This window comes from Streptomyces sp. NPDC052496, assembly GCF_040679095.1.
Classification (GTDB): Bacteria; Actinomycetota; Actinomycetes; order Streptomycetales; family Streptomycetaceae; genus Streptomyces.
The window spans coordinates 183,017-203,734 of the sequence record NZ_JBFAUH010000005.1 but is presented as its reverse complement, the minus strand read 5'-3'; the positions used below and the strand labels follow the sequence as shown (position 1 = coordinate 203,734).

Annotated in this window: 25 protein-coding genes; 23 read left to right on the top strand and 2 right to left on the bottom strand. The window is 69.6% G+C overall.

From position 1 onward, the window contains the following. The first annotated feature begins 36 nt into the window (after window positions 1-36). From eccCa to AB0L45_RS09660, 10 genes are all read left to right on the top strand, one after another. Window positions 37-4,080 (top strand): type VII secretion protein EccCa, encoded by a 4,044-nt coding sequence (eccCa, locus tag AB0L45_RS09705; protein WP_365837842.1) that lies wholly within the window; start codon window positions 37-39, stop codon window positions 4,078-4,080. Window positions 4,081-4,150: 70 nt separating this feature from the next. Then, entirely contained in the window at window positions 4,151-5,569 is a 1,419-nt protein-coding gene (locus AB0L45_RS09700) for a DUF6177 family protein (protein WP_365837840.1), read from the top strand. Window positions 5,570-5,747: 178 nt separating this feature from the next. After that, complete coding sequence (locus AB0L45_RS09695; protein WP_365837838.1) at window positions 5,748-6,080, top strand: hypothetical protein; 333 nt, start codon at window positions 5,748-5,750, stop codon at window positions 6,078-6,080. Window positions 6,081-6,133: 53 nt separating this feature from the next. Then, window positions 6,134-6,445 (top strand): pore-forming ESAT-6 family protein, encoded by a 312-nt coding sequence (locus AB0L45_RS09690; RefSeq protein ID WP_365837836.1) that lies wholly within the window; start codon window positions 6,134-6,136, stop codon window positions 6,443-6,445. A 126-nt stretch (window positions 6,446-6,571) separates the two neighbouring features. Further along, complete coding sequence (locus AB0L45_RS09685; protein WP_365837834.1) at window positions 6,572-7,024, top strand: DUF6507 family protein; 453 nt, start codon at window positions 6,572-6,574, stop codon at window positions 7,022-7,024. After that, the gene (locus AB0L45_RS09680; protein ID WP_365837832.1) at window positions 7,021-9,576 is read left to right on the top strand and encodes a hypothetical protein; all 2,556 of its coding nucleotides are present in this window, start codon (window positions 7,021-7,023) and stop codon (window positions 9,574-9,576) included. Before AB0L45_RS09685 ends, AB0L45_RS09680 begins: the two co-directional genes overlap by 4 nt. Window positions 9,577-9,719: 143 nt before the next feature. After that, the gene (locus AB0L45_RS09675) at window positions 9,720-10,553 is read left to right on the top strand and encodes a hypothetical protein (RefSeq protein ID WP_365837830.1); all 834 of its coding nucleotides are present in this window, start codon (window positions 9,720-9,722) and stop codon (window positions 10,551-10,553) included. A gap of 121 nt (window positions 10,554-10,674) precedes the next feature. Further along, entirely contained in the window at window positions 10,675-10,839 is a 165-nt protein-coding gene (locus AB0L45_RS09670) for a hypothetical protein (protein WP_365837828.1), read from the top strand. Then, window positions 10,836-11,588 carry a hypothetical protein gene (locus tag AB0L45_RS09665; RefSeq protein ID WP_365837826.1) on the top strand — a complete coding sequence of 251 codons (753 nt, stop codon included), beginning with the start codon at window positions 10,836-10,838 and terminating at the stop codon, window positions 11,586-11,588. The genes AB0L45_RS09670 and AB0L45_RS09665 overlap by 4 nt, the downstream gene beginning before the upstream one ends. A gap of 227 nt (window positions 11,589-11,815) precedes the next feature. After that, window positions 11,816-11,995 carry a hypothetical protein gene (locus AB0L45_RS09660; protein ID WP_365837824.1) on the top strand — a complete coding sequence of 60 codons (180 nt, stop codon included), beginning with the start codon at window positions 11,816-11,818 and terminating at the stop codon, window positions 11,993-11,995. Window positions 11,996-13,081: 1,086 nt separating this feature from the next. Here AB0L45_RS09660 and AB0L45_RS09655 read toward each other — a convergent pair. Together AB0L45_RS09655 and AB0L45_RS09650 are read right to left on the bottom strand one after the other, a co-directional pair. Then, window positions 13,082-13,777 carry an HAD family hydrolase gene (locus AB0L45_RS09655; RefSeq protein WP_365837822.1) on the bottom strand — a complete coding sequence of 232 codons (696 nt, stop codon included), beginning with the start codon at window positions 13,775-13,777 and terminating at the stop codon, window positions 13,082-13,084. Further along, window positions 13,767-14,633, bottom strand: a complete 867-nt coding sequence (locus tag AB0L45_RS09650; RefSeq protein WP_365837820.1) for a GntR family transcriptional regulator — start codon at window positions 14,631-14,633, stop codon at window positions 13,767-13,769. The genes AB0L45_RS09655 and AB0L45_RS09650 overlap by 11 nt, the downstream gene beginning before the upstream one ends. Window positions 14,634-15,141: 508 nt before the next feature. On the opposite strand from AB0L45_RS09650, the gene AB0L45_RS09645 reads away from it, so the two are divergent. The 13 genes from AB0L45_RS09645 to AB0L45_RS09585 all read left to right on the top strand — a co-directional run bounded on the left by AB0L45_RS09645 (window position 15,142) and on the right by AB0L45_RS09585 (window position 20,688). Continuing rightward, entirely contained in the window at window positions 15,142-15,624 is a 483-nt protein-coding gene (locus AB0L45_RS09645; protein ID WP_365837818.1) for a hypothetical protein, read from the top strand. A gap of 86 nt (window positions 15,625-15,710) precedes the next feature. Continuing rightward, window positions 15,711-15,899, top strand: a complete 189-nt coding sequence (locus AB0L45_RS09640) for a hypothetical protein (RefSeq protein WP_365837816.1) — start codon at window positions 15,711-15,713, stop codon at window positions 15,897-15,899. A gap of 116 nt (window positions 15,900-16,015) precedes the next feature. Beyond that, entirely contained in the window at window positions 16,016-16,378 is a 363-nt protein-coding gene (locus AB0L45_RS09635; RefSeq protein WP_365837814.1) for an HIT domain-containing protein, read from the top strand. A gap of 90 nt (window positions 16,379-16,468) precedes the next feature. Continuing rightward, window positions 16,469-16,657 carry a hypothetical protein gene (locus AB0L45_RS09630; protein WP_365837812.1) on the top strand — a complete coding sequence of 63 codons (189 nt, stop codon included), beginning with the start codon at window positions 16,469-16,471 and terminating at the stop codon, window positions 16,655-16,657. Window positions 16,658-16,812: 155 nt separating this feature from the next. After that, window positions 16,813-17,190 (top strand): NUDIX hydrolase, encoded by a 378-nt coding sequence (locus AB0L45_RS09625; protein WP_365837810.1) that lies wholly within the window; start codon window positions 16,813-16,815, stop codon window positions 17,188-17,190. Between the two features lie 122 nt (window positions 17,191-17,312). Continuing rightward, a complete protein-coding gene (locus AB0L45_RS09620) occupies window positions 17,313-17,570 on the top strand; it encodes a DUF6284 family protein (RefSeq protein ID WP_365837808.1) in 258 nt (85 codons plus the stop codon). After that, on the top strand, window positions 17,567-18,019 hold the full coding sequence (locus AB0L45_RS09615) for a Pycsar system effector family protein (protein ID WP_365837806.1): 453 nt from the start codon (window positions 17,567-17,569) through the stop codon (window positions 18,017-18,019). Before AB0L45_RS09620 ends, AB0L45_RS09615 begins: the two co-directional genes overlap by 4 nt. After that, a complete protein-coding gene (locus AB0L45_RS09610) occupies window positions 18,016-18,168 on the top strand; it encodes a hypothetical protein (RefSeq protein WP_365837804.1) in 153 nt (50 codons plus the stop codon). The genes AB0L45_RS09615 and AB0L45_RS09610 overlap by 4 nt, the downstream gene beginning before the upstream one ends. Next, entirely contained in the window at window positions 18,165-19,448 is a 1,284-nt protein-coding gene (locus AB0L45_RS09605; protein ID WP_365837802.1) for a hypothetical protein, read from the top strand. Before AB0L45_RS09610 ends, AB0L45_RS09605 begins: the two co-directional genes overlap by 4 nt. Further along, window positions 19,448-19,819 carry an RRQRL motif-containing zinc-binding protein gene (locus tag AB0L45_RS09600; protein WP_365837801.1) on the top strand — a complete coding sequence of 124 codons (372 nt, stop codon included), beginning with the start codon at window positions 19,448-19,450 and terminating at the stop codon, window positions 19,817-19,819. Before AB0L45_RS09605 ends, AB0L45_RS09600 begins: the two co-directional genes overlap by 1 nt. After that, window positions 19,819-20,193: a DUF6251 family protein gene (locus tag AB0L45_RS09595; protein ID WP_365837799.1), complete on the top strand. Its 375-nt coding sequence runs from the start codon at window positions 19,819-19,821 to the stop codon at window positions 20,191-20,193. Before AB0L45_RS09600 ends, AB0L45_RS09595 begins: the two co-directional genes overlap by 1 nt. 92 nt (window positions 20,194-20,285) lie before the next feature. Beyond that, window positions 20,286-20,486, top strand: a complete 201-nt coding sequence (locus AB0L45_RS09590; RefSeq protein ID WP_365837797.1) for a hypothetical protein — start codon at window positions 20,286-20,288, stop codon at window positions 20,484-20,486. A gap of 7 nt (window positions 20,487-20,493) precedes the next feature. Further along, a complete protein-coding gene (locus tag AB0L45_RS09585) occupies window positions 20,494-20,688 on the top strand; it encodes a hypothetical protein (RefSeq protein ID WP_365837795.1) in 195 nt (64 codons plus the stop codon). The last annotated feature ends 30 nt before the right edge of the window (window positions 20,689-20,718 follow it).

Genomic DNA, 20,718 nt, shown 5'->3' with positions numbered 1-20,718 from the left:
CCGGATGCCGAGCCCGACCGCGAACGACGGACGCCGATGAGTACCCGACTGATCCACCGCCCGGCCAGGACCACCAAGCCCCCGGCCGCCCCCGAGCCCCGCCTCATCGAGGCACCGCCCAACCTCCCGGAGGGGAAGGCGGGCAACTTCGCGATGTCGCTGCTGCCGGTCGCGGGCGTCATGTCGTCCGTGGTGATGATGACCGTCGTACGCAACAGCCAGTTCGCCGTGCTCGGCGCGATCATCCTGCTCGTCACCGTCATCGGTTCGGTCGTGCTCGTCCTCTCGCAGCGCGGCAAAGCCCAGCGCACCCGGCGCACCCAGCGCGAGGCGTACCTCACCTATCTGGAGGACCTGCGCGAGGAACTCGCCGGTGAGGAGCGCGAGCGGCGCAGCAGCGCGGACGTCCTCGACCCGCCGCCGCCCGCCTTGTACGACATGGTCCGCGACCCGGCCCGGGTGTGGGAGCGCCGGCGCACCGACCGTGACTTCCTGCGCGTACGCGTCGGCACCGGTGAGATACCGGTGCGCGACCTGCGGATCACTCAACAGGGCTCATCGGTCCTCACGCCGCCCGACCGCTTCATGCTCAACGAGGCGTCCGCCCTGATGGCCCGCTTCCGCACCGGCACCGATCTCCCGCTCACCGTCCCGCTCGACCGCGTCGGCAACGTCAGTGTCATCGGCCCCCGCGAGGACTGCCTGCGCGTCACGCGGGCCCTTCTCGTCCAGACGGCCGTCCTGCACGCCCCCGACGACGTGGGTGTGGCGCTGGCCGTGCCCGGCCACCGGATCGCCGACTGGGAATGGGCCAAGTGGCTCCCGCACCTGCTGGATACGGAGCAGTACGACGGTCCCGTCGCCGCCCGGCGCACCGCACCCTCCGCCCCGCAGCTCGCCCGGCAGCTCGGCCCCGAACTGCGCCGGCGTGCCTCGTACGCCGCCGAGGTACGGCGCGGCCTCTCCGGAAAGGACGCCCTGTCCCTGACCTCCCGGCTGCTCGTCGTCGCTGACGGACACGGCGCGGACGCCGTGGAACTGCCGCGCCCCGACGAGGCGGTCGGCCTGCGCGACATGGGCGTCACCGTCCTGCACCTGCTCGGCCGGCGGGTCCAGGAGCCCGGCCAGGTCAGCATCCGGATCACCGTCGACGGTGACCAGGTGGTCGTCGAGGACCTGCGTGAGCCGGAACCGGTCAGCGCGCACGGCACCGTGGACGGGGTCGGTGCCCCGTTCGCCGAGGGGCTGGCCCGGATGCTGGCGCCGCTGCGCCTGTCCGCCGAGTCACTCGTGGACGCTCCCCTGTCCGGGCCGGTCGACTTCGCCGGTCTCCTCGGCATCGACGACGTGGCACGGCTCGACATCCACAGCCTGTGGGCGCCGCGCGGCGAACGCGCCTTCCTGCGCGTACCGATCGGCATCAACGACTCCCACGAACCGGTGCTCCTGGACCTGAAGGAATCGTCGGAGCTGGGCATGGGCCCGCACGGCCTGTGCGTCGGTGCCACCGGCTCCGGGAAGTCGGAGCTGCTGCGTACCCTCGTCCTCGCCCTGGTGGCCACGCACCCGCCGGAGGACCTGGCCCTGGTCCTCGTCGACTACAAGGGCGGCGCGACCTTCGCGCCGTTCGCCGGCCTGCCGCACGTCGCCGGTGTCATCACCAACCTGGAGAACCAGGCCGGCCTCGTCGAACGCGTCCACGCCTCGCTCGCCGGCGAGGTCAAGCGACGCCAGCAGGTCCTCAAGGACGCCGGGAACATCGCCGACATCGGTGACTACACCGCGCTGCGCAACACCCGGCGGCCCGGCCTGGAGCCCCTGCCGCATCTGTTCGTCGTCATCGACGAGTTCGGCGAACTGCTCGCCGCCAGGCCGGACTTCATCGACCTGTTCCTGTCCATCGGCCGCATCGGCCGCTCCATCGGCGTCCACCTCCTGCTGTCCAGCCAGCGCATCGAGGGCGGCAACCTCAAAGGGCTGGACACCTTCCTCTCGTACCGGCTCGGCCTGCGTACTTTCTCCGCCGACGAGTCCCGTACGGTCCTGGACACCACGGACGCCTTCCACCTGCCGCCCTTGCCCGGTTTCGGCTACCTCAAGGTCGACACCAGCCACTACGACCGGTTCAAGGCGAGCTACGTCTCGGGCCCCTACCGAGGCCCCGTACAACGTACGGACGAGGAGGACACCGCGCCCCGCGCGCTCCCCTACGACGCCTTCAACACCACGGGCAGCGGGCAGGCCGCGGACGCGGAGGAGCCGGCCGTGCGCCGTCGCGAGACCGGGCCGACCGAGCTGGGGGTCATGGTCGAGCAACTGGCGGAAGCCCCCGGCACGGTACGCCGCATCTGGTTGCCCCCGTTGCCCGCAGCGATCGCACTGGACACCGTCGCCGGGCCGCTGGACGTGGGACGGCGCGGAATGCAGCTCCTGGACGCGCGGGGCTCCACGACCGGAGGAGACCCGGAGGGTCCGCCGGCGGACCGCGTTCGGCCGGCGGGCAGGAACCGGTCCCCGCTCCGGGTGCCACTCGGCCTGCTCGACGACCCGGCCAGGCAGTGGCAGGGCCAGTGGTACCTGGACCTCACCGTGGCCGGCGGCCACGCCGCGCTCATCGGCGGACCGCAGTCCGGCAAGACCACCCTCCTGCGTACCTTCGTCCTCTCGCTCGCACTGACCCACACCCCGCAGGAGGTCGGCGTCTACGGCCTCGACCTGGTCGGCGGCGGGCTCCAGGCCCTCTCGGCCCTGCCGCACGTCGGCGGCGTCGCGGGGCGTGCCGACCGGGAACGCGCGGCGCGGACCGTCGAAGAGGTACGGAACATGCTCACAATCCGGGAGGAGCTGTTCCGCGAGCACGGCATCGACTCCCTCGACCAGTTGCGTGACCTGCACGCGGCGGGCCGGCTGCCCGGACTGGCCTCCGCCGAGATCGTCCTGGTCATCGACGGATTCGGCGGCCTGCGCGACGACTTCGAGGAACTGGACGACCACGTCACCGACATCCTCAGACGCGGCGGCGGTTACGGCGTCCACGTCGTCGCCGCCATGCTCCGCTGGAACGACGCGCGCATCGCCGTGCAGTCGAACTTCGGCACCCGCGTCGAGCTGCGGCTGAACGACCCGGGCGAGTCCTGCATCGACCACAAGCTCGCCGCCACCCTCGCCCCGGACGAGCCCGGCCGGGCCCTCACCGACGGACGGCTCTTCGCCCAGACCGCGCTGCCCCGTACGGACGGCATCGCCGACACCGCGGAGCTGGGCGCGGTCCTGGAGCGGACGGCCCGCACGGTCCGGGCGTCCTGGAGCGGCGAGGTCGCCCAGCCGGTACGGGTCCTCCCGCACCTCCTGGAGCCGCAGCTCCTGCCGGGTCCGGCCGCCGAACCCACGCGGGTGCCGATCGGCCTGGACCAGACGGCACTCGAACCCGTCCTGCTCGACCTGTTCGCCCACGACCAGCACCTACTCGTCCTCGGCGACAGCGAGTGCGGCAAGACGAACCTTCTGAAAGCCGTCGCCGGCGGACTCATCGAGCGCTACGGCGAGGACGAGCTGGTCTTCGCCGTCATGGATCCGCGACGCGGCCTGCGCGGCACGGTCCCCGAGGAGTTCAACGGCGGCTACGCGTACAACACCAAGCTGTGTGCGGGCCTCGCCAACGGCATCGCGACCGTACTGGAGCAGCGGCTGCCCGACGACACCGCGCGCCTGGAGGAGCTGGAACCCGGCAGCTGGGGCGGCGGCCCACGGATCGTGGTCCTCGTCGACGATTACGACGTACTGACCACCGCAGGCCAGGAACCGCTGGCCCCGTTCCTGCCGTACATACCGGCCGCTGCGGACATCGGCCTCCACTTCGTCCTGACGCGCCGCGTCGCCGGCGCCGCACGCGGCATGTACGAGCCCCTCGTGCAGAGCCTGCGCGAATCGGGGGCCACGGCGCTCCTCATGGCGGGCGACCGCGGCGAGGGCCAGCTGTTTCCCGGCCTGTACGCCTCCCAGCAGCCCGCCGGCCGCGGCGTACTCGTCCGCAGGGGCCGGCCCCACCGCCTGATCCAGACGGTGTACGCCTCCGAGTGACCCGAGCCCTCGCGCGAGCCACCCGACGTACACCAGCCGAGCCACGGACGACGAAGGACCGGACGACCACATGACCAAGGACGTCGTCGCTCTCACCGAGCGCATGCCCAACCCCTGGAGCCTGCTGGCGGGCCTGCTCTCCGGCGGGCCCGACAAGCTGGTCGACACTGCGGGGGAAGGCGCGGTGCTGCGCCTGTGCGACGCGGAGGGACGCCCTCTCGTCTCCGTGGAGGCGCCCCTGCTCGTACAGGTGGAGGGTGAGGCCGAGCGGCTGCTCGGTGCCACGGCGCCACCGGTCCCTTACTGGTGGACCGAGGCCCGCGCCACCACCGGCGTCGAAACGGCCGAACGGCTCGCGGGCACCTTCGCGGCCCGGCTGGCCACCCTCTCCGGCGGCTCCGCCTGGCCCCCGGAGGCCGCGCGCAACCTGGCCGTGGTGCCGACCGACGGCATGAGCGTCGCGCCCGCCCCCGCCACCACGCAGCCCGCCATCGATGTCCTCACCGAAAAGGTCGCCGTCCTCATCCAGGACCGCCCGGTGGTCGCCATGACCGCCTGGTTCTCCGACGCGTTCCGTACCGCCGCCCGCGTCGGCCTGGGGCTCCAGGTCGTCACCCCGGCGGGCACCACCCTCTCCCCCGCCGTCCGGGACAACCTCGGCAGCTGGCCGTCACGCTGGGTCGTACGGGACGAACGGGACGGCTATTACGACGGGCTGACCGGAGCCGTACTGTGCTGGCAGGGCGAGATGTTCGCACCGGTCGCGGCTCCCGACGCGACCATCGACGACCCGCGCGCCACTCTGGCCGCCTCCTTCCAGGAGGTCGCCCCCACCGGCGAGCGGCAGCTGGCCGTCACCTTCCGCACCGTCCACCCGGCACACGAACGGCTGGTTCTCGGCGGCGCGCTGGAAGCGCTGTGGCGCGAGCTGACCGGCGAACCTCCGGCCGGCTGGGGAACCGCGGAACCCGCCGGCCTCCCCTGGTCGCCGCGTCACCTGACCGACCTCGCCTACGCAAGGGCGCCCGAACCGACCTGGGCCGTGGTCGTCGGCTCCCCGGCGCGGCCCGCCCTCGCGACGGTACGCATCAGCCGTACGAAGGCGGGGGTGGAGGAAGACGTCACGCTGATGTGCGGCTACGGGGCCGTCGAGGAGCCACCGGTGGAGGCCCTCCCCCGGGCCGCGGAGGTGCTGGCCACCCGTCACCACCTCCAGTCGATGCTCATACAGATCCGCAAGGCCCGCCGCGACCTCGCAGTGCCGGCCCGCTTCGAGGGCCCCGGCGTCCCCGTGGCGTTCGTACTCGGCGCGGAGGAGGTGCACCGGATGCCCGACGACCGTGCCCTGTGCACGCCACTGGCCACAGCGCCCGTCCGCCTCGGCCCGAAGGCCAGGCCGGCCCTGTACTACCCGTTGCCCGGGGATCCGTCGGACGTGTCGGGGTGGCGGGACTACGAGCACCTGATGCGGCACCTGAAGGGGGCTTGAGGGCGCACGGCGCGGCGTCTCGGTGATACCTACGCTCCCGGCGCACCACGTGGGCCCCGTGCCGCTGTCCCGGTCACTGTCACACCCTCGTCCTAGGATCGGAGATACGGATTGCACCGTTGATGACCCGGTTGATAGAGATGCGTACATACGATCGGCACGTCTGGTGGGGGGCCTGATGAAGTTCGACATGGGGGCACAGACGCTCTCGACCCTGAGGTCGCAGTCCCAGGGTTCGGGTACGGAGCTGGGGGCACTGATCCACCAGCTCGTCCAGGCGGCGCAGCCGCTGGAGAGCAAGTTCAACGGAGCGGGCAAGGCGGCCTTCGACTCGTTCAAGTCGCGCGCCGACGAGATCACGGCAGCCCTGAACAGCGCGCTGTCCGCGATCGTGGGCGGCCAGACCGGTATGGAGTCGGCGTTCGGCTCCGGTGACCAGGAGCAGGCCGACAACGCGCGGTCGCAGATGGCGGCGGCGAACTTCGACGCGGCGCGCTTCTCGGGCCGCTGACGCCCGCCCGTCCGCCAAGGAAGTATCCGAAGAGCACAGGGGGATCGAACGTCATGGCTGCTGGCATGGACCGCCGTTCGTACGACACGGGCGCGTCGGCGGAGGCACAGGGCAACATCCAGTCCGTGATCGCGCGCCTGGAACAGGTGATCGCGGAGCGCGACGCGCAGGTGAAGGCCGCGATGGCCGACTTCACGGCGGACGGTGTCGCCGACGAGTACCACGGCAAGGAGATGCGCTGGAATCGCGCGTCGCAGGAGGTCAAGAGCATCATCCAGCTTCTGCGGTCGACGCTGGAGAAGAACGACGGGACGGCCCACCAGACACTCGCCCGCGCCAAGGCCGCGGTCGACAACATCGGCTGAGCCGAACCGGCGCACCAGGAGGGGAGTTCCCTTCCCCGGTACGCCGACGGCTCGCGCATCACGGGGTGGCAGCGCCGCACGGAGCATGCGGGCGGCGCTACGGTTTTGCCGGTATGGGGGGCGTACATGGCGTCATGGGACATTCAGCCGCAGGGTGTGCAGGGGCAGTTGAAGGCCGTCGGCGCACACGCCGAGGACCTGGTCAACGCACTCAACACGCTGCTCGCGGACCTTCAGGAGGCAGCGCGGGCGGCCGGTACGGCGGTGCCGGGCTCGCAGGCCACGACGCTGCCGAACGGTGCGCCGGTGCTGACGGCGTACAAGCCGGTGGGTCCGGTGGCCCCCGGCATGATGCCGCAGAAGGCCACGGGACCGGTCGCCGCCGCGATCGCCGAGTACGCGTCCCACCGTCAGGGGGACATGAAGGCGATGACCGACCGCGCCCAGGCCGCCATCCTGGGCGCCGCCAGAGCCACCGGTGAGTACGTCGAGGGCGACCTGGAGGCAGCCAGGAACGCCCAGAACGCCGCCCGCGCCGTGCGGCTGGACGCTCTCAAGGACTTCGGGGGGAAGCAGTGAACGACGCGCCGGTCGACCCGGCCGGAGTACCGGTCTACACCGGTGATCTCGGCCTGCTCCAGACCAAGGTGAAGGCGCTGGCCCAAGACGGCACCAAGATCAAGACAGCTGGCTCGGACGTCCACACGTCCTTCGGCGGCCTCTCCGCGTTCTACAAGGCGCCCGAGGCGGACCAACTGTTCGGCGTCACCGAACCGGTGGCGCGCACGGCACGCGACCTCGACCACGACGTACAGGTCATCTCCAAGGCTCTGAGCACCTACGCTCACGAGATCACCCCGCTGGTCGACCAGCTGGAGCAGCTCAAACGGGAAGCCGCCGACTTCCGGGCCGGCGACGCCGCCGACGAGGACTGGAACGAGGACGGCGACCTGGTCGAGGAGAACCTCGCCCGCCGCAACAAGATCGCCGAAGTCTGGGCGGCCTTCCAGAGGGCCGAAACCGACTGCCATGGGAAGATCGTCGCTCTGGTGGGCGGCACCGCCCTCAGGACGAACGACGGCACCAACCAGAAGGGCATGTACGGCTACGACGCCGAGGCCCTCAAGCAGTCCAAGAGCCTGCCCTGGGGCGACGCGGTCGAGGAGTCCGTCCCCGCCTGGCAGGTGTGGGAACACGTCTACGACTTCGGCAAGGGATTCGTCGTCGATGGCCTGTGGGGCACGGTCAAGGGTCTGGGCACCCTGGTCGGCGTCGACGGCTGGGACGCCGCCGGCGAGGCCTGGGTCAACGTGGCCAAGCTCTCCACCGCCATCACCATCGCCGCCATACCCGCCCTGGGCACCGCCTACCTGACCGTCCCCGGCAACATGCTCCCCTCCTGGCTGCGGAACTCACGGACGGCGCTGGTCGAGACCGGCAAGGCCATGCTGGCCTGGGACCAATGGGGCACAAACAACTCCCGCGCCGCGGGCGGAGCTGTCTTCAACATCCTCACCGCCATCGCCACCCGCGGCGGCGGCGCGGCCGTATCGGGCGCGGGCAAAGCAGGAACCGCCGCCAAGGCCCTCTCCTTCGGCGGCAGGGTGGGTCAGGCCGTCGACCCGATGACTTATGTCCTCAAGGGGGCTGGGGCGGGGGTGACCAGGGTCGGTGACGTCATGGCACGCCTCAGGGACGCCGGTCACATCGAGATGCCGACCATTTCCGAGGGCGCATACAGCCTGCCCGAGGGAGCCGTACAGAGGCCGGACGGAATGGTGCAGCTGCCCAAGGGCATTGCCGTCCCGAACGGAGCGACCAAGCTCCCCAACGGAAACATCAAGTTGCCCGACGGCACGGTCGTTCTTCCGCCGAACTCGGTGAAGAACCCCTTCGACGGCCCTGGAGCGTACCTGGCTGAAGACGGCTCCCTCTACAAAGAGGATGGCAGCCTCTTCCAAAAGGGCGACAAGGCCATGGCGGAGAACGCCCCGAATCCGAAGGCGGACGCGGATACGCCGGTGCCCGAGACCCCGGCCCGGAAAGGACAGCCGGCCCTTGTCGGCGTCGGTGGTCGCGGAGACGACGTGGTGCGCATCGGTTCGGACGCATCCGAACCGATGCGCGCGGGTGATGGCATTCCCAAGGGGTCGGCCGGTGACGCTCCTTCGGGGGGCCGCACCGACCACCTGCCCGGCGGCCGCGCCGACGACCACACCGTCCGCCCGTCGGCCAGCCATGGACCGCACGTCGGTCAAGGCGGCGGACATCGTGACAGTCCCAGCGCGCAGAGCCAACATGGTCACACCGACAGCCAGACGGGAAGCTCACCCAACGGTGGCCATACAGCGCCTCCGAGCAACTCGGAGAGCGGCTCCAGTTCCCTCGGGGCGAAGCCTGAAGGCGGAACGAGGGTGGGACCAGGCACCACCTTCGGAGACGGGCTCGGTGACACCGGAGGCTGGGAGAGGCCGCGTGACGGATCCGGCCCCCTGGAGCGCGGGGGCCGGCAGGAGGAGCTGATCCGGACGCAACTGCGTGGCACCAAGGTCAAAGCCGACGACCTTGAAAAGGTCTTGACCAATCTGGCCAGCATCCCAGCAGGACGCGAGATTGCTGACACCATTGCGTCGGGCAGGTTCAAGGGCACCGAACACTTTGATCAAGTAGTGTCGAGCCTCAGCCAAGCCGACAAGATGGCTGGCGGTATCGAACAAATTCGACTGGCCAACCGACTGCACGAAACAGGCTTGCGCGACATTGCCTTCGAGATCAAAGGCGGCATCGAGCTGAAGCCGGGAGTTCGGACAGGCGAGCACACCGACCTCGACGTGATGGCTCGCGACGCGGATGGCAATGTCCACGGTTACCAGTTCAAAGAGGTCAAGAATCCCAAAAGGCTCATCAAGAAGATATTTGACAATCTCAAGCAGCTGGATGAGTCGGGGGCCGATTTCAGGACTTTCGTCATCGACACCAAGGGCACGATCGCGGAACACGAGGCCATGCGGGCTCGACAGCGTCTCACCGATATTTACGGCAACACCAACATCCAGTTCATCATTCGGGTCGAGGACGGGATTATCATCGTCCCGCCCAATGGTACGTTCATGCCGGAAGGAACACTGTGATCGCGAGTACGCCTGTCGCTCGTTGGACTTGGGGGCGGGACGAGCACACTGAGGACAAGGTCGCCGCGTGCCTCCGTGAACTGCTGACCGCCTACGCTGTCCTGCGCAGGCATCGCCTCGTGATCGATCCTCCAAGAGTGTCCGTGTCCGTCCACGAAGCCGGGCAGTCGAACTCTTACCTGTTCCGGGGAAACCTTGAGCTCGACCCCACATGGCCCGACCCCGCCCAACAGCTGACCGACGCGGTCAAGGCGGGACTGCGCCCGGGGAAGATCGGGTCGGTCTACGCCGACACTGAAAGCACCGGGGTCATCGTTACCGATGACGGGGAATCCCGCGAGGAACGGCTTTTCCAGGTCGGGGCTTCACTGCTTCTCGACCATGTCGGTATTGCCCTGACTACCCCTTCCGACGCATGGATGCCACACGATCTGAGAGGTCGCGCTCAGCACGCCGTGTACACGGCTAACGCGCCACGACTGTCGGCCGCGCTCCGCGACCTGTCGGAAGCATTGAACTCGGAGACCGACCCGGACGATCCCACGCACTTCGGCAAGCCGACCGAAACAGGCGTCGAAAATTATTACGATGAAGACGGCACCGCATCTGATGTGTGGACGAGTTTCGAAATCCCCCGCCGGTACAGCGTCTTCAGGCACGCACCCGGGTTCGGCCACATCGGCTACAAACGCTCGGTGAAGGGGATCGTCCAGTACGCCCCCGTGCGCGCCGGACACGGCGTGCTCGGATACCTCTGGGCCTCGGATGCGGAGAACGGCGCGAGTTTCGAACCGCGAGACCTCGACGACGATGAAACTTACAGAGTTTCGCTCTCTTGGCTGGAGCGACTCGCTTCCGCGTACGACCGGGGCCTGTCTCCCTCACAGGCACTGGCGGAATTGGCCGGCCTCGACGCGGACCATAAACCCGACGTGATAGAGCTGGACAGGCTGCGAGAGCTCGCGGGTCAAGGCTGACCTGGCGCACAGCCAGGGCGGTGCGGACACCGAGAAAGCCGGTCGCCTCGGCTGCCGCGACAGCGACCCGGGAGAGTCAGGGTATTAGCGTACCTGGCCTCGTGAGCCGCGCGATGCGGGCATGCATGAACTCGCACTCAATGAGAACCGAGGCGGGCTCAACCACGTTCGCGCGATGCGTTTCGATACCCCGAAGGCCGAGCTGGCACCCAACCTCGCAAACATTGACGCGGTGTTGGCAGCCCTCTTCCAGGAGCTGCACTCGAAGGGGATTGACCTCAAGTGAACGACCGGACGTCATCCCTCACACTCAACCGTCTTCGAGCGGTGACCTGGATGGGAGACTGGGATCATGCGTTCGGGCACGTCATGTCTCGTCGCATTCTGCTGCGTGAGTACATGCGACGGGCGGCCCTGTGGGCTCAGGCGTACTCGGCCGACAGTGAGTGGCCTTTCTTCGATGTCACGCCATACGTAGACGCAGAATTTCATCTGCCTACGGGCCTCGCCGCACATCTTGAAGAATACCTGAGCGGCGTACCCACCGGGGCCGTCAGGCGCACCTGCTCGGGTGCAGTGCGCCTGAATGAACTGCGCAGACGGAGCCCGTCGGCGACTCCTGACCTCCCCGATCTCTATGAACCGCTGATTCTCTTCTATGAGCGTGGGGGAGAGTTCGTTCGTGACAACGCCGGTTTCCTCGACCTGACAGGAGTACTTTTCAAGCCGGGGCCCTTGCAAGGCCATCTCCGTAGCCCCGCCCTCTCCACGCTCGACGACACCGTCCTTGATGCCGTCGACGCCAATGGGCGCATCACGTACTACGCGGCCGTCGGCGATGGTGCTCCACTCCTACGGCGCCGCAAGCTTCGAAACGCGCAGCGCGACGAATCGTTCGGGAAGAACCTGCGCTGGGAACCCACAGATCGGATTACGGCTGCTGAAGAGAAGGGGTCGGATGCTTCTCTGGTCGAAATCGACGAGATCGAGGCAGCCAACCTCCTGGGAACGTTCACGGCCGGTGCGACTCGCTAGCCGAGCGAAGATGCGACTTAGTTGGGCCAAGGAACCGACACAACGCCCGCCTGGTGGCGCATCACATGCGTTCGCTTGACCAAGCGAACGCAGGATGGGATGTATTGCGTGACCATTCCACGCAACGGTACGTCCATGCCAGATGAACCACCGTGAAGGCGAGTAAAGGCCGGGAGCGTCAACAGCTCCCTGTGGGAAGCGGCTAGGTCGCCGCCGCGCTCGGCGACGTGCACCTGCGCGTCGCCTGGGAAGCTTCACTCGCCACCCGGCCGCTGCTGATCGTTGTACGTGACCTCGCCGCGCGTCCGACTTCCGGGGGGCAGTTGACCGGCATCCACCGCGGCTCGCCGTTCGGCCCGCTCGGGCTACGGCGTGCCACCGTACGCCTGCCGCTGGTCCCCTACTGAAGGCAACCCCAGTCGTTACGCGTTCAGTTGGAACCCGGCTCTCGGTACGCCTCGTCCGACTCCTTACGCAGGGCGGCTTGCCTCTCAGGAGGGGTCGGCAGCGTGTACTCATCTTTTGAAGGCCCGGACTGTCGTGCGTGCGGATCGGTGGATGCCTCGAACGAGGACTCTGTCGCATACCGTTTGTGCACGTCGGCCGTCGTTTCTCCGCACGTGTCGTACGTGGAAGGCAGGTCTGTTCCGCGTGGGCTGTGCTGGCCCGCAATTACGCCTTGCAGCAAAAAGTAAATCTGTAGGAAGCCGTGGGCGTCCGCGCCGCGCCCCTCCGCCGCTGCGCTCACAGCATGCCCGAGGGCTGTCCTGTGGAGTTCTTGAACCGCGCGTATGTCGTCGCCATCCATGTCTCGACGGTACGCCCGTGACTGCCGTGTAGAGCCCGCCAGGAGCGCGCTCTCATCCCGCACTCACACGCCTCGGAGGCGGATCCTCCGTGTCCGCTGCCACACCCACCGCCCCGGCAGGCGAACTCCCCCCAGGCCCAAAGCCGAGACCGTCCCTCTCGCCACCACCACACCGCCCCGGGGCTTCCAGTCCCCCGCCAAGTCAGAGTCGATCCCCGAATCGAGCAGGCCGCGCGGGGGGCTCTCGTCCGCCTTGCCGAGCAGACCGTCGAGACGACCGCCGAACCGGATGGGCAGGCGACGGACGTGATGAGGGGCAACGATCATTGAGTTCCGGCCTCGAAGGGGCTCGACATAAGAAAAAGCCCAGGTCACAGATTAGGTGACCTGGGCTCTCTTTGAGCCGCCTAAGGGAATCGAACCCTTGACCTACGCATTACGAGTTGTCCGATCTTGGTCCGTGGTAGTCCACCGCCGTCTCTCAACGCTGGTCAGGCGGGTTATCGGACGACGGCGGACGCTCACGCACCGTCTCGGATCGAGTCGGCAACGAGACCAGAACTGAGACCGGTCGAACCCGGTACCTCGCTGGTCGCGCGAGGCGGAGTCCGGACCGCCTCCGATGGCTCTTACCTGGGCTCCCCGCGATGACGGCGCCCCTGCCGCTTGGTCGCTCGGAGGGGCGCTACCAGGGGCTCGATGCGAGAGCGCCGGCCACGTCGGCCATGTCGGTGATCACCACGTCAGCCCTGGCTTCGGTCAGGGCGAGGTCCTTGTGAGGCTTGTTGGCGAAGCCGATCGACATCGCTCCGGCAGTACGGGCAGCTTCGATGTCTGTCACCGAGTCACCAATGAGCGTGCAGCGTTTCGGGGGAACGCCAAGTCGTTCGGCGGCGATCAATAGCGAGTGAGGGTCGGGCTTCATCAGGTCCGGTCGATAGGCGGTGCGTCCGATCACCTCGTGCACTAGGTGATGAAGGTTGTGTTGAGTCAGAAATGCCCGTACACAGGCTGTGGAATTGTTGCTGACCACGGCAGTCTTTCGCCCGGATGAGTGCGCCGCTTCGAGGGCAGCGACCGCGCCGGGAATCGGTGGGCCCGCTACCTTCACGGCCGACACTTCGGCTTTAGTCAGTGTTTCCTCGACTACTCGGATGACTGGTTCGCCGCCTTGCACTGCGAGGCGCAGAATCTCCATCGGGTCTTCAAGGCCGCGTGCCTTGCCGCCAAGGGGCACGTCGTGTCCAGCCACGACTTCCGTGAGGTCCTGGGCGACGCCGGGGGCGGGCAGACCTGCGAACACGTCGCAGATCGGCCCGTCGAAGTCGAAGAGAATCCCGCTGGACTCCCCGATGACCGTGGTGAGCTTGTCACTTTCCATCAGGGCCGAGGTCCCTTCCGATGGTGTCCCAAACGCTGTCGAACCACATGCGCGCCTGCTCGACCTGCTGCGCTCCACTCGACGACTCGCCTTCGTTCACCGAGTAGTGGAAAAGCGTGGCATCGGCCCCTACGAGGTCGTAGATCTCAATGGCCTCGCCCTCCGCGACCACCTTGTTGGGGCGGATGGGGTAGTACCCGAAAAACGCGTCTTCCTTGTTGATCACGTACAGCTTGAAGAACTGCGTCCCTGTGTGGACACGCACGCTCACCTTGGTTTCCGGTACCAGACCGAGAACGCTCAACTCATGGATCGAGTTGGTGATGCTGCGCGTGAAGCCGACCATCATGTCGTGCATCCGGCGGCGTAGGCGTGGGTCGTCCGTCCCGTCTTCGCGTCGCACAGGCGCGGCGTGTGGCACCGACATGTCCGGCACCAGGATTCGGATGGCGATGCTCGAAGGGGTCAGGCGGCCAACGCGAATCTTGTCGATGGGCTCTTGAAGGGCGCTGTGCAGGGTCTCGCTTGAAAAGCCGGCGAAGTCGATCGAGACGTTGGTACTGGCAAACGCCTGCTCGACATACGGGCGGAGACCGGCCGGCCGTTCAGTGCGGTTGCGGACGTACACGCCGCTGCCCTTACGGGACACAACGAGACCTTCGTCCTCCAGGTCGCGGAGGGCCCGCTGGATCGTGGCGCGAGCGAATCCGTACAGCTCGGTCAGTGTCTTGTGCGAGGGGAGCTTGTCGCCGGGGCCTAGCTTCTTCGTCCGAATGGCGGCGCCAAGGCTGCTCGCCACCTGCTCAAACGGCGGCCGGTCGTCGTCCGGGTCCAAGGGTTCGGGTGTGAAGGTCATGCCTCGATGCTACGTCCTTTCACCGCGATCAGAGCAGCCAGGCTAGCCAGGTGTTGACATGACTAGCCAGACTGGCTACGTTGTTCTCGTGCCTACCGGGCTAGCCAAGTTGGTCAGGCCGGGATGGGTTCACCTGCACAACCGCACGACCAGGAGCCCCGCGGTGGACGGGGGGAGGCGCCCGGGGCCTTGTCATCCGGAGGGCTTAGACCGAAAGGTCACGTCTCCATACGCCTGAAACGGGAGCTCGTGTTCCCGAAGGAGACACCCCGTAACTGCCCCTCCTACCTGGGAGGTTCCGATGCGACGAACGCTTGGGGCGCCGCCCGTGCTGGACCGGCACGGCGCTGGCTACGCCCACCGCGTCACCACCGCGCACCCCAACTTTCCGCGCGGTTGAGCACCAGTGCTCACGGTTCCCGCCGTCCAGCCCGCCATCAGGCGACGCCGGGCGGCGGGGCGCCGTGATCGCTCGTACTCCGCTGACCTCGACTTCGAGAGGCACCTGATGGAAACCACGATCACCAGCATCATCGCCGTACTCGGCACCCTCGGCGGTGCCCTGGTCGCCGGCGTCTTACAGAGCCACAGCACCGCCCGCAGCGAGCAGGCCGCGCTGCGCGAGCGACTGCGGCGTGAACAGCAGGACGCCGCACTGGCGCTGATCCGGGCGCTGAAGGCGCACCGCCGCACCCTCTACACCCGCTGGAAGCTGCGGACCCTGGACGCTTCGACGGAGCAGCAGGAAGCGGCCCGCTTCGAGAGCTGGAACACCCGCTCCGAGGTGACCGACGCACAGGATGCCCTGCGCCTGGTCACCGACGACACCGGCCTCCTGCACCGCGCCGACGCCGCTGTCGGCACGTCGTTCGCACTGAGCGAGGTGGACGACACCACCACACAGGCCGACATGGACACCCGCGGGGACGACGCCCGCGCCGCCCACGCGGCGTTCGTGGCCGCTGCGGCGCGGTGCATCAACGGCATCTGATCGGCCCGCCCGCCGTGCTCCGCACCCTTCGCCCGGTGTGGGGTGCGGCGGCCGGACCGTCCGGTCGGCATCACGAAGGAGCCTTCATGGCGAAGAACCGCGGCAACGACGGCATCGACATCGCGGCCCTTGCGCAGACGCGGATCGAGTCCATCGACGCCCCGACCCACCTGGGCACCGGTGAGCAGATCAACGGCGCCCAGAGCAACGGCGACACCACGGTCATCAACGGTGACCACGCCGACATTCACATCAGCCACACCTTCGACCGCTAGTCCACCGGCTGCGGCATCTGCGAACAGGGCACGGCCCCGACGGAATACCGCCGGGGCCGTCTCGGGCCGCATCACCGGCCTGACCTTTGCTTCCCGACTCAACAGGGGATTCCGTCATGTCGAAGTGCTCCACGAACTGTGTGTTCTGCCGCATCGTCGCCGGTGAGGCGCCGGCCACGGTGGTGGCCCGCTGGGACGACGCGATCGCGATCGTGCCGCTCGGCCCGGTCACCGACGGCCACGTGCTGGTCATCCCGGCCGTGCACGTCGCCGACGCCACCGAGAACCCCGCGGTGACCGGCGCGACCATGGCCCGCGCCGCCGAGTACGCCGCCGGCATCGGCGGTTCGCTGAACCTCATCACCAGCAAGGGCAAGGCCGCGACGCAGACGGTGTTCCACCTGCACATTCACGTGGTGCCGCGCGTCGCCGATGACGCGCTGCCGCTGCCCTGGACGCCTCAGCAGTCCGCCGCCTGACCCTCCGGCCGCCGTGCTCGGCACGCTGTGTGCGTGCGGGGGGCGGTGGCCGGACGGTCCGGTCCGGCCGGGACAACAACAGGAGCTGTCATGGGCAAGCGCAACGAGGACAACAACACCGTCGTCAACGCCGGCACCGGCGCCGTGCACACCGGCGACGGTGACACCTACGAGAACACCAGCACTGGCACAAAGTACGACAGCACCAACGTCCGTGAGGACGGCGTGGACGGCGTGCACATCACCGGCGGCAGCCACGGCATCACCTTCAACGCCTGACCTGCCGCTGCCCGCGTGGCCGGCTGCCCGGCTATCCGGCCGGGACCGGCCGTCGGCTGCCCGATCCGCCGGTCTCGTACCGGCGGTGAGGGGAGCCGGGACAGACCCGGCTCCGGAAGGAGCCGACGTGATCGACCATCTGCTACACCGCTGACGTGGTGGCCGTGACGCCGGACGGTCAGGTGCTGCTGATCGAGCGTGACTGGCCGCCGTACGAGGGCCAGTGGGCCTTGCCCGGCGGCCACGTCGATGCGGGAGAGCACAGCCGCCAGGCCGCTGCCCGTGAGCTGGCCGAGGAGACCGGCCTGCACGTGGACGCCCGGGACCTGCGCCCGGTCGGCACGTGGGCGGAGCCCGGCCGCGACCCGCGCGGCCGCTACGCCACGGACGCCTACCTCGCCCTGGTGCCCGCCGGAACCCCCGTCACCGCGGGGGACGACGCCCGCGCCGCCCGCTGGTTCCCGCTCGACGGCCTGCCGCCGCTGGCGTTCGACCACGCCGACATCATCGCGGCCGTCCGCCCGGCCTGCTGAGGGCACAGCCACATCCCTTTCGGCGCCGGCCGTCCGGCCGCGCCCTGCTTGAACGGCCGCGGCCCCGGGGGTGCCTCCCCGGGGCCGCTTCGGGCCGTCCCGCCTGAGAGGACACACGACCCATGACCACTGTACGAATGCTGACGGCCGTCGGGGCCCCGGAGCGGGAGCCGACGGCGGCGGAACTGGACGCCATCGAGCAGGAAATGCCCGTCATCACGGCGGCGCTCGACGTGCTGGACGCGGAAATCTCGGTCCTGGACCGCACGCCGAGCGAGCTGGACGAGCAGCGCATCCGCCGCGCCCGCCGCCGTCTGCTGGCCGCCCGCCGCGACCTGGCCAACCGCACCACCACGGAGCGCCCGGAGGTGGGGGCATGAGCACCCTGCACGAGGCGTTGGCCGCCGCGCACGCCGAGGTGAAGGAGGAGATCGCCCGCACCGACACCAAGGTCGCCCTCCTGATCGCCTTCGAGGGGGCGGTGCTGGCCGGTGTGGCCACGGCCGCGACGGCCCTGCGGGTGCCGTCGGCGGCCCGTCTGGTCGGCGCGCTGGGCATCGCGGCCCTGCTGGCCGCCGTCGGGCTGCTGCTGGCCACGGTCCGGCCCAGCCTGACCGGAAGGTCGGCGGGCTTCCCGCGGTGGGCGACGCTGACCGGCGAGGAGGTCCGCGACGATCTGCGCATCGACCGCCGGGCCGACCACATCCGGGTGTTGTCGCGTATCGCGCTGGGCAAGTACGGCCGGCTGCGCCGCGCTATCGACCTGACGTTTGTCGGGGGCGCCCTGCTGGTCATGGCCGCCGCCCTGACGGCGGGAGGTGCCCTGTGAAGCGTCGGCCCCGCCCCACGCTGCGCCACCGCCTCTATCGCCGCCTGCACCCACGCGCCTACCGCGCCGGGCAGCTCGCCGAACAGCGCCACCTCCTTGACGCCGCTCTCGACTACACCCGCACCGGCCCGCTCGGGGGCCCGGCATGAGCGACGTGGCCACCTGGCGCGAACAACGCCGTCTGGACGCCGCGGCGGCCGAGGAACGGCGGGCCGCGCGGCAGCGGGCCGAAGATGAGCGGGCCGCGCGCCTGCGGGACCAGGCCCGCACCGACCGGGACGCCGACCGGGCCGCCCGGTTGCGGCGCCGTGCGGAGCGGGCCGGGCGGCGGGCGGCGGCGCTGACGCCGGAGCATGTCTACCGGCGCGGCACCCTCGCCCTGGTCGTCGCCTCCGGGCTGGCGTCCCTGCCTGCGCAGGTCCTGCACTTCGTCGGCGTCTCGCCGCTGCTGCTGCCCCTGCCGCTGGCGCTGGAGGGGGCGGCGTGGGTGATGGCGGCCGGTGTCGCCTACGCCGACCAGCGCGAGTTGGCTGGCTGGGTGCGCTGGCTGCTGCGCGGCTTGGTGGTGGCCTGCGCCGGGTTCGCGGCGTGGGTCAACTACGGCTATGGCACGGGCCTGGCAGGCCACGGCCTGAGCGCGGCCGACGCCGCGACGGTGGGGGCCGGGCTGGCCGCCGTCACTCTGCTGGGTCCTGCCGTCTTCGAGATCCGCCAGTGGGTGTCGACCCTGTCGGTGGCGGCCGGTGACCAGGAGGCCCGGCGCGAGCGGTGGCACGCCCGGCGGCGGCGGTGGCACCACCGCGAGGTGTGCAAGGTCGCCGATCGGCTGCTGTCCGCTGCCCCGATCGATCACCTGACGCCGGACGACGCGTGGGATAGGGCATGGTCGATCGTGCACGGCGCCGACGCGCCGGGCATGACGCCCGATCTGCACCGCCAGGCCGTGCAATCGGCCGATCGGATGCGCCAGGCCCAGACCCCCGCCCCCACGGCTGAGGTCCCCGACCCGGGCCCGGCACCGGCCCTGGAAGCAAAACCGCAAAAAACGACCTCTAGTACCGTAAAACGGTCTACGGGTGAGCTGGAACAATCGACCGGCCCGGCCCCGGTGTCGGTCGACGTGGGATCGACGGCCCCGGCCCCCGATCCGACGCCGGTGGTGGTGCGGCCGGTCGCGGTGGTGGCCGCCGCATCGGCCCGGCCGCGCCGGGCGACCGGGCGGGTGCCGCAGTCGGCCCGATCGGCTCCGCCGAAGCGCACCGCCGAACAGTTGCTCATCGAGGCCCGGGCGGCGACCGAGGGCTGGCCAATCGAAGAGCTGACAGCCGAGGCGATCCGCCGGGCGGTCCACTGCGCCCCGGCCAAGGCCCGTGTCCTGCGCGAGACGCTGCAAGCCGAACGGGCCGCGTCCGAACGTGCGGTGTCGTGATGGGGGCGCTGCCGGTGTTCCGGTGGCGCCTGGCCCCGGACGGCTATGCCACCCGCCGCCAACTGCGCGCCCGGGGCTTGCGGCCCGGTGCGCAGCCGGTGGCCGCGCAGCTCAAACGGCCGCGGCGGCGCCGCGGTCCGCTGGTCGCCTACCTCTACCGCATCGACCTGGCCCGGCCGGTCCGGCCGATGACGCCAGGCCGCTGGCGTGCGCACGCCGCGATGATGCGCGCCCGCCGCCTTTGCCCGCAGTGCCGCACGGATGCCGGCTACTGCATCCCCCGCTCCCTCGGCATGTGCGTGCCCTGCGCCGAATCCGGCCCACAGCGCGCCGCCTACCCCCTCCGTCTTTCTTCGTGTGAGGAGTCGTGATGCCCCGGCGTCGCTATCAGTTCGACAACCAGCTTCCCGTTCCCCGCGCGCAGCAGAGCGCGGGCGATGTCGTCTACCGGCCCGAACCCCTGCCGCACGCCGACGAGGGCGGGCACCGCGTCATCGTCCAGCACATTCACCAGGCGCCGCCGGACCGCACGGTGCAGCGCGTCGCCCTCGGCGCCGGCGCGGGCGCCGGGGCGGTGGCCGCGGGCGTGTACTTCGGGCCACTGCTGGCCGCCGCCACCGTCTCCGTCGCCACGATCCTCGTCATCGGCGGCCTGATCGTCGCAGTCGGGGTGTGGGGCGTGGTCAGCGTGGTGCGCGCCGTCTCCCCGCCCGCCCCGGGCGGCAAGCCCGCGGCCCGCCGCTGAAGGCGGACGGCTGCCCGCGTCGCCCCGGCACCACCGGGGCGGCAAGGGGAGCCGGGACAACCCCGGTCCACCCGTCGAAAGGACCGATCTCCATGCGCAAGTACATTCGGGACGCGTCGCAGGAGCCCGACTACTCCCGCTACACCGACCGCGAGTTGCACGACTCGTACGCCCTGCTGGGGGAGCAGAAGCAGCTGAACTGCGCCGCCTCCGGCAATGACCTGCTGGCCGCCGATCACGTCATCGATCAGGACGAGATCGCCCGGGAACTCCAGCGCCGTGGCGCCCTGTAGGCGCACCGTGAGCTTCCACGCAGGTCAGAAGGTTCTGATCACCTCGTGCGAGGACGACCCCCGCGCGGCCGGCCGTACGGGGCGGATTGTGGACGAAGCACCGCCGACCCACCGCACAGACGGCCGCTGGACCGTCCACGGCGCCGGCCTGCTCATCGGCCCCGTGCCGTGCCGCCCCTCCGAGCTGCGCCCGGTCGGCTGACCGGCCGCCCCCGATCCGCCCGGAGGTGTT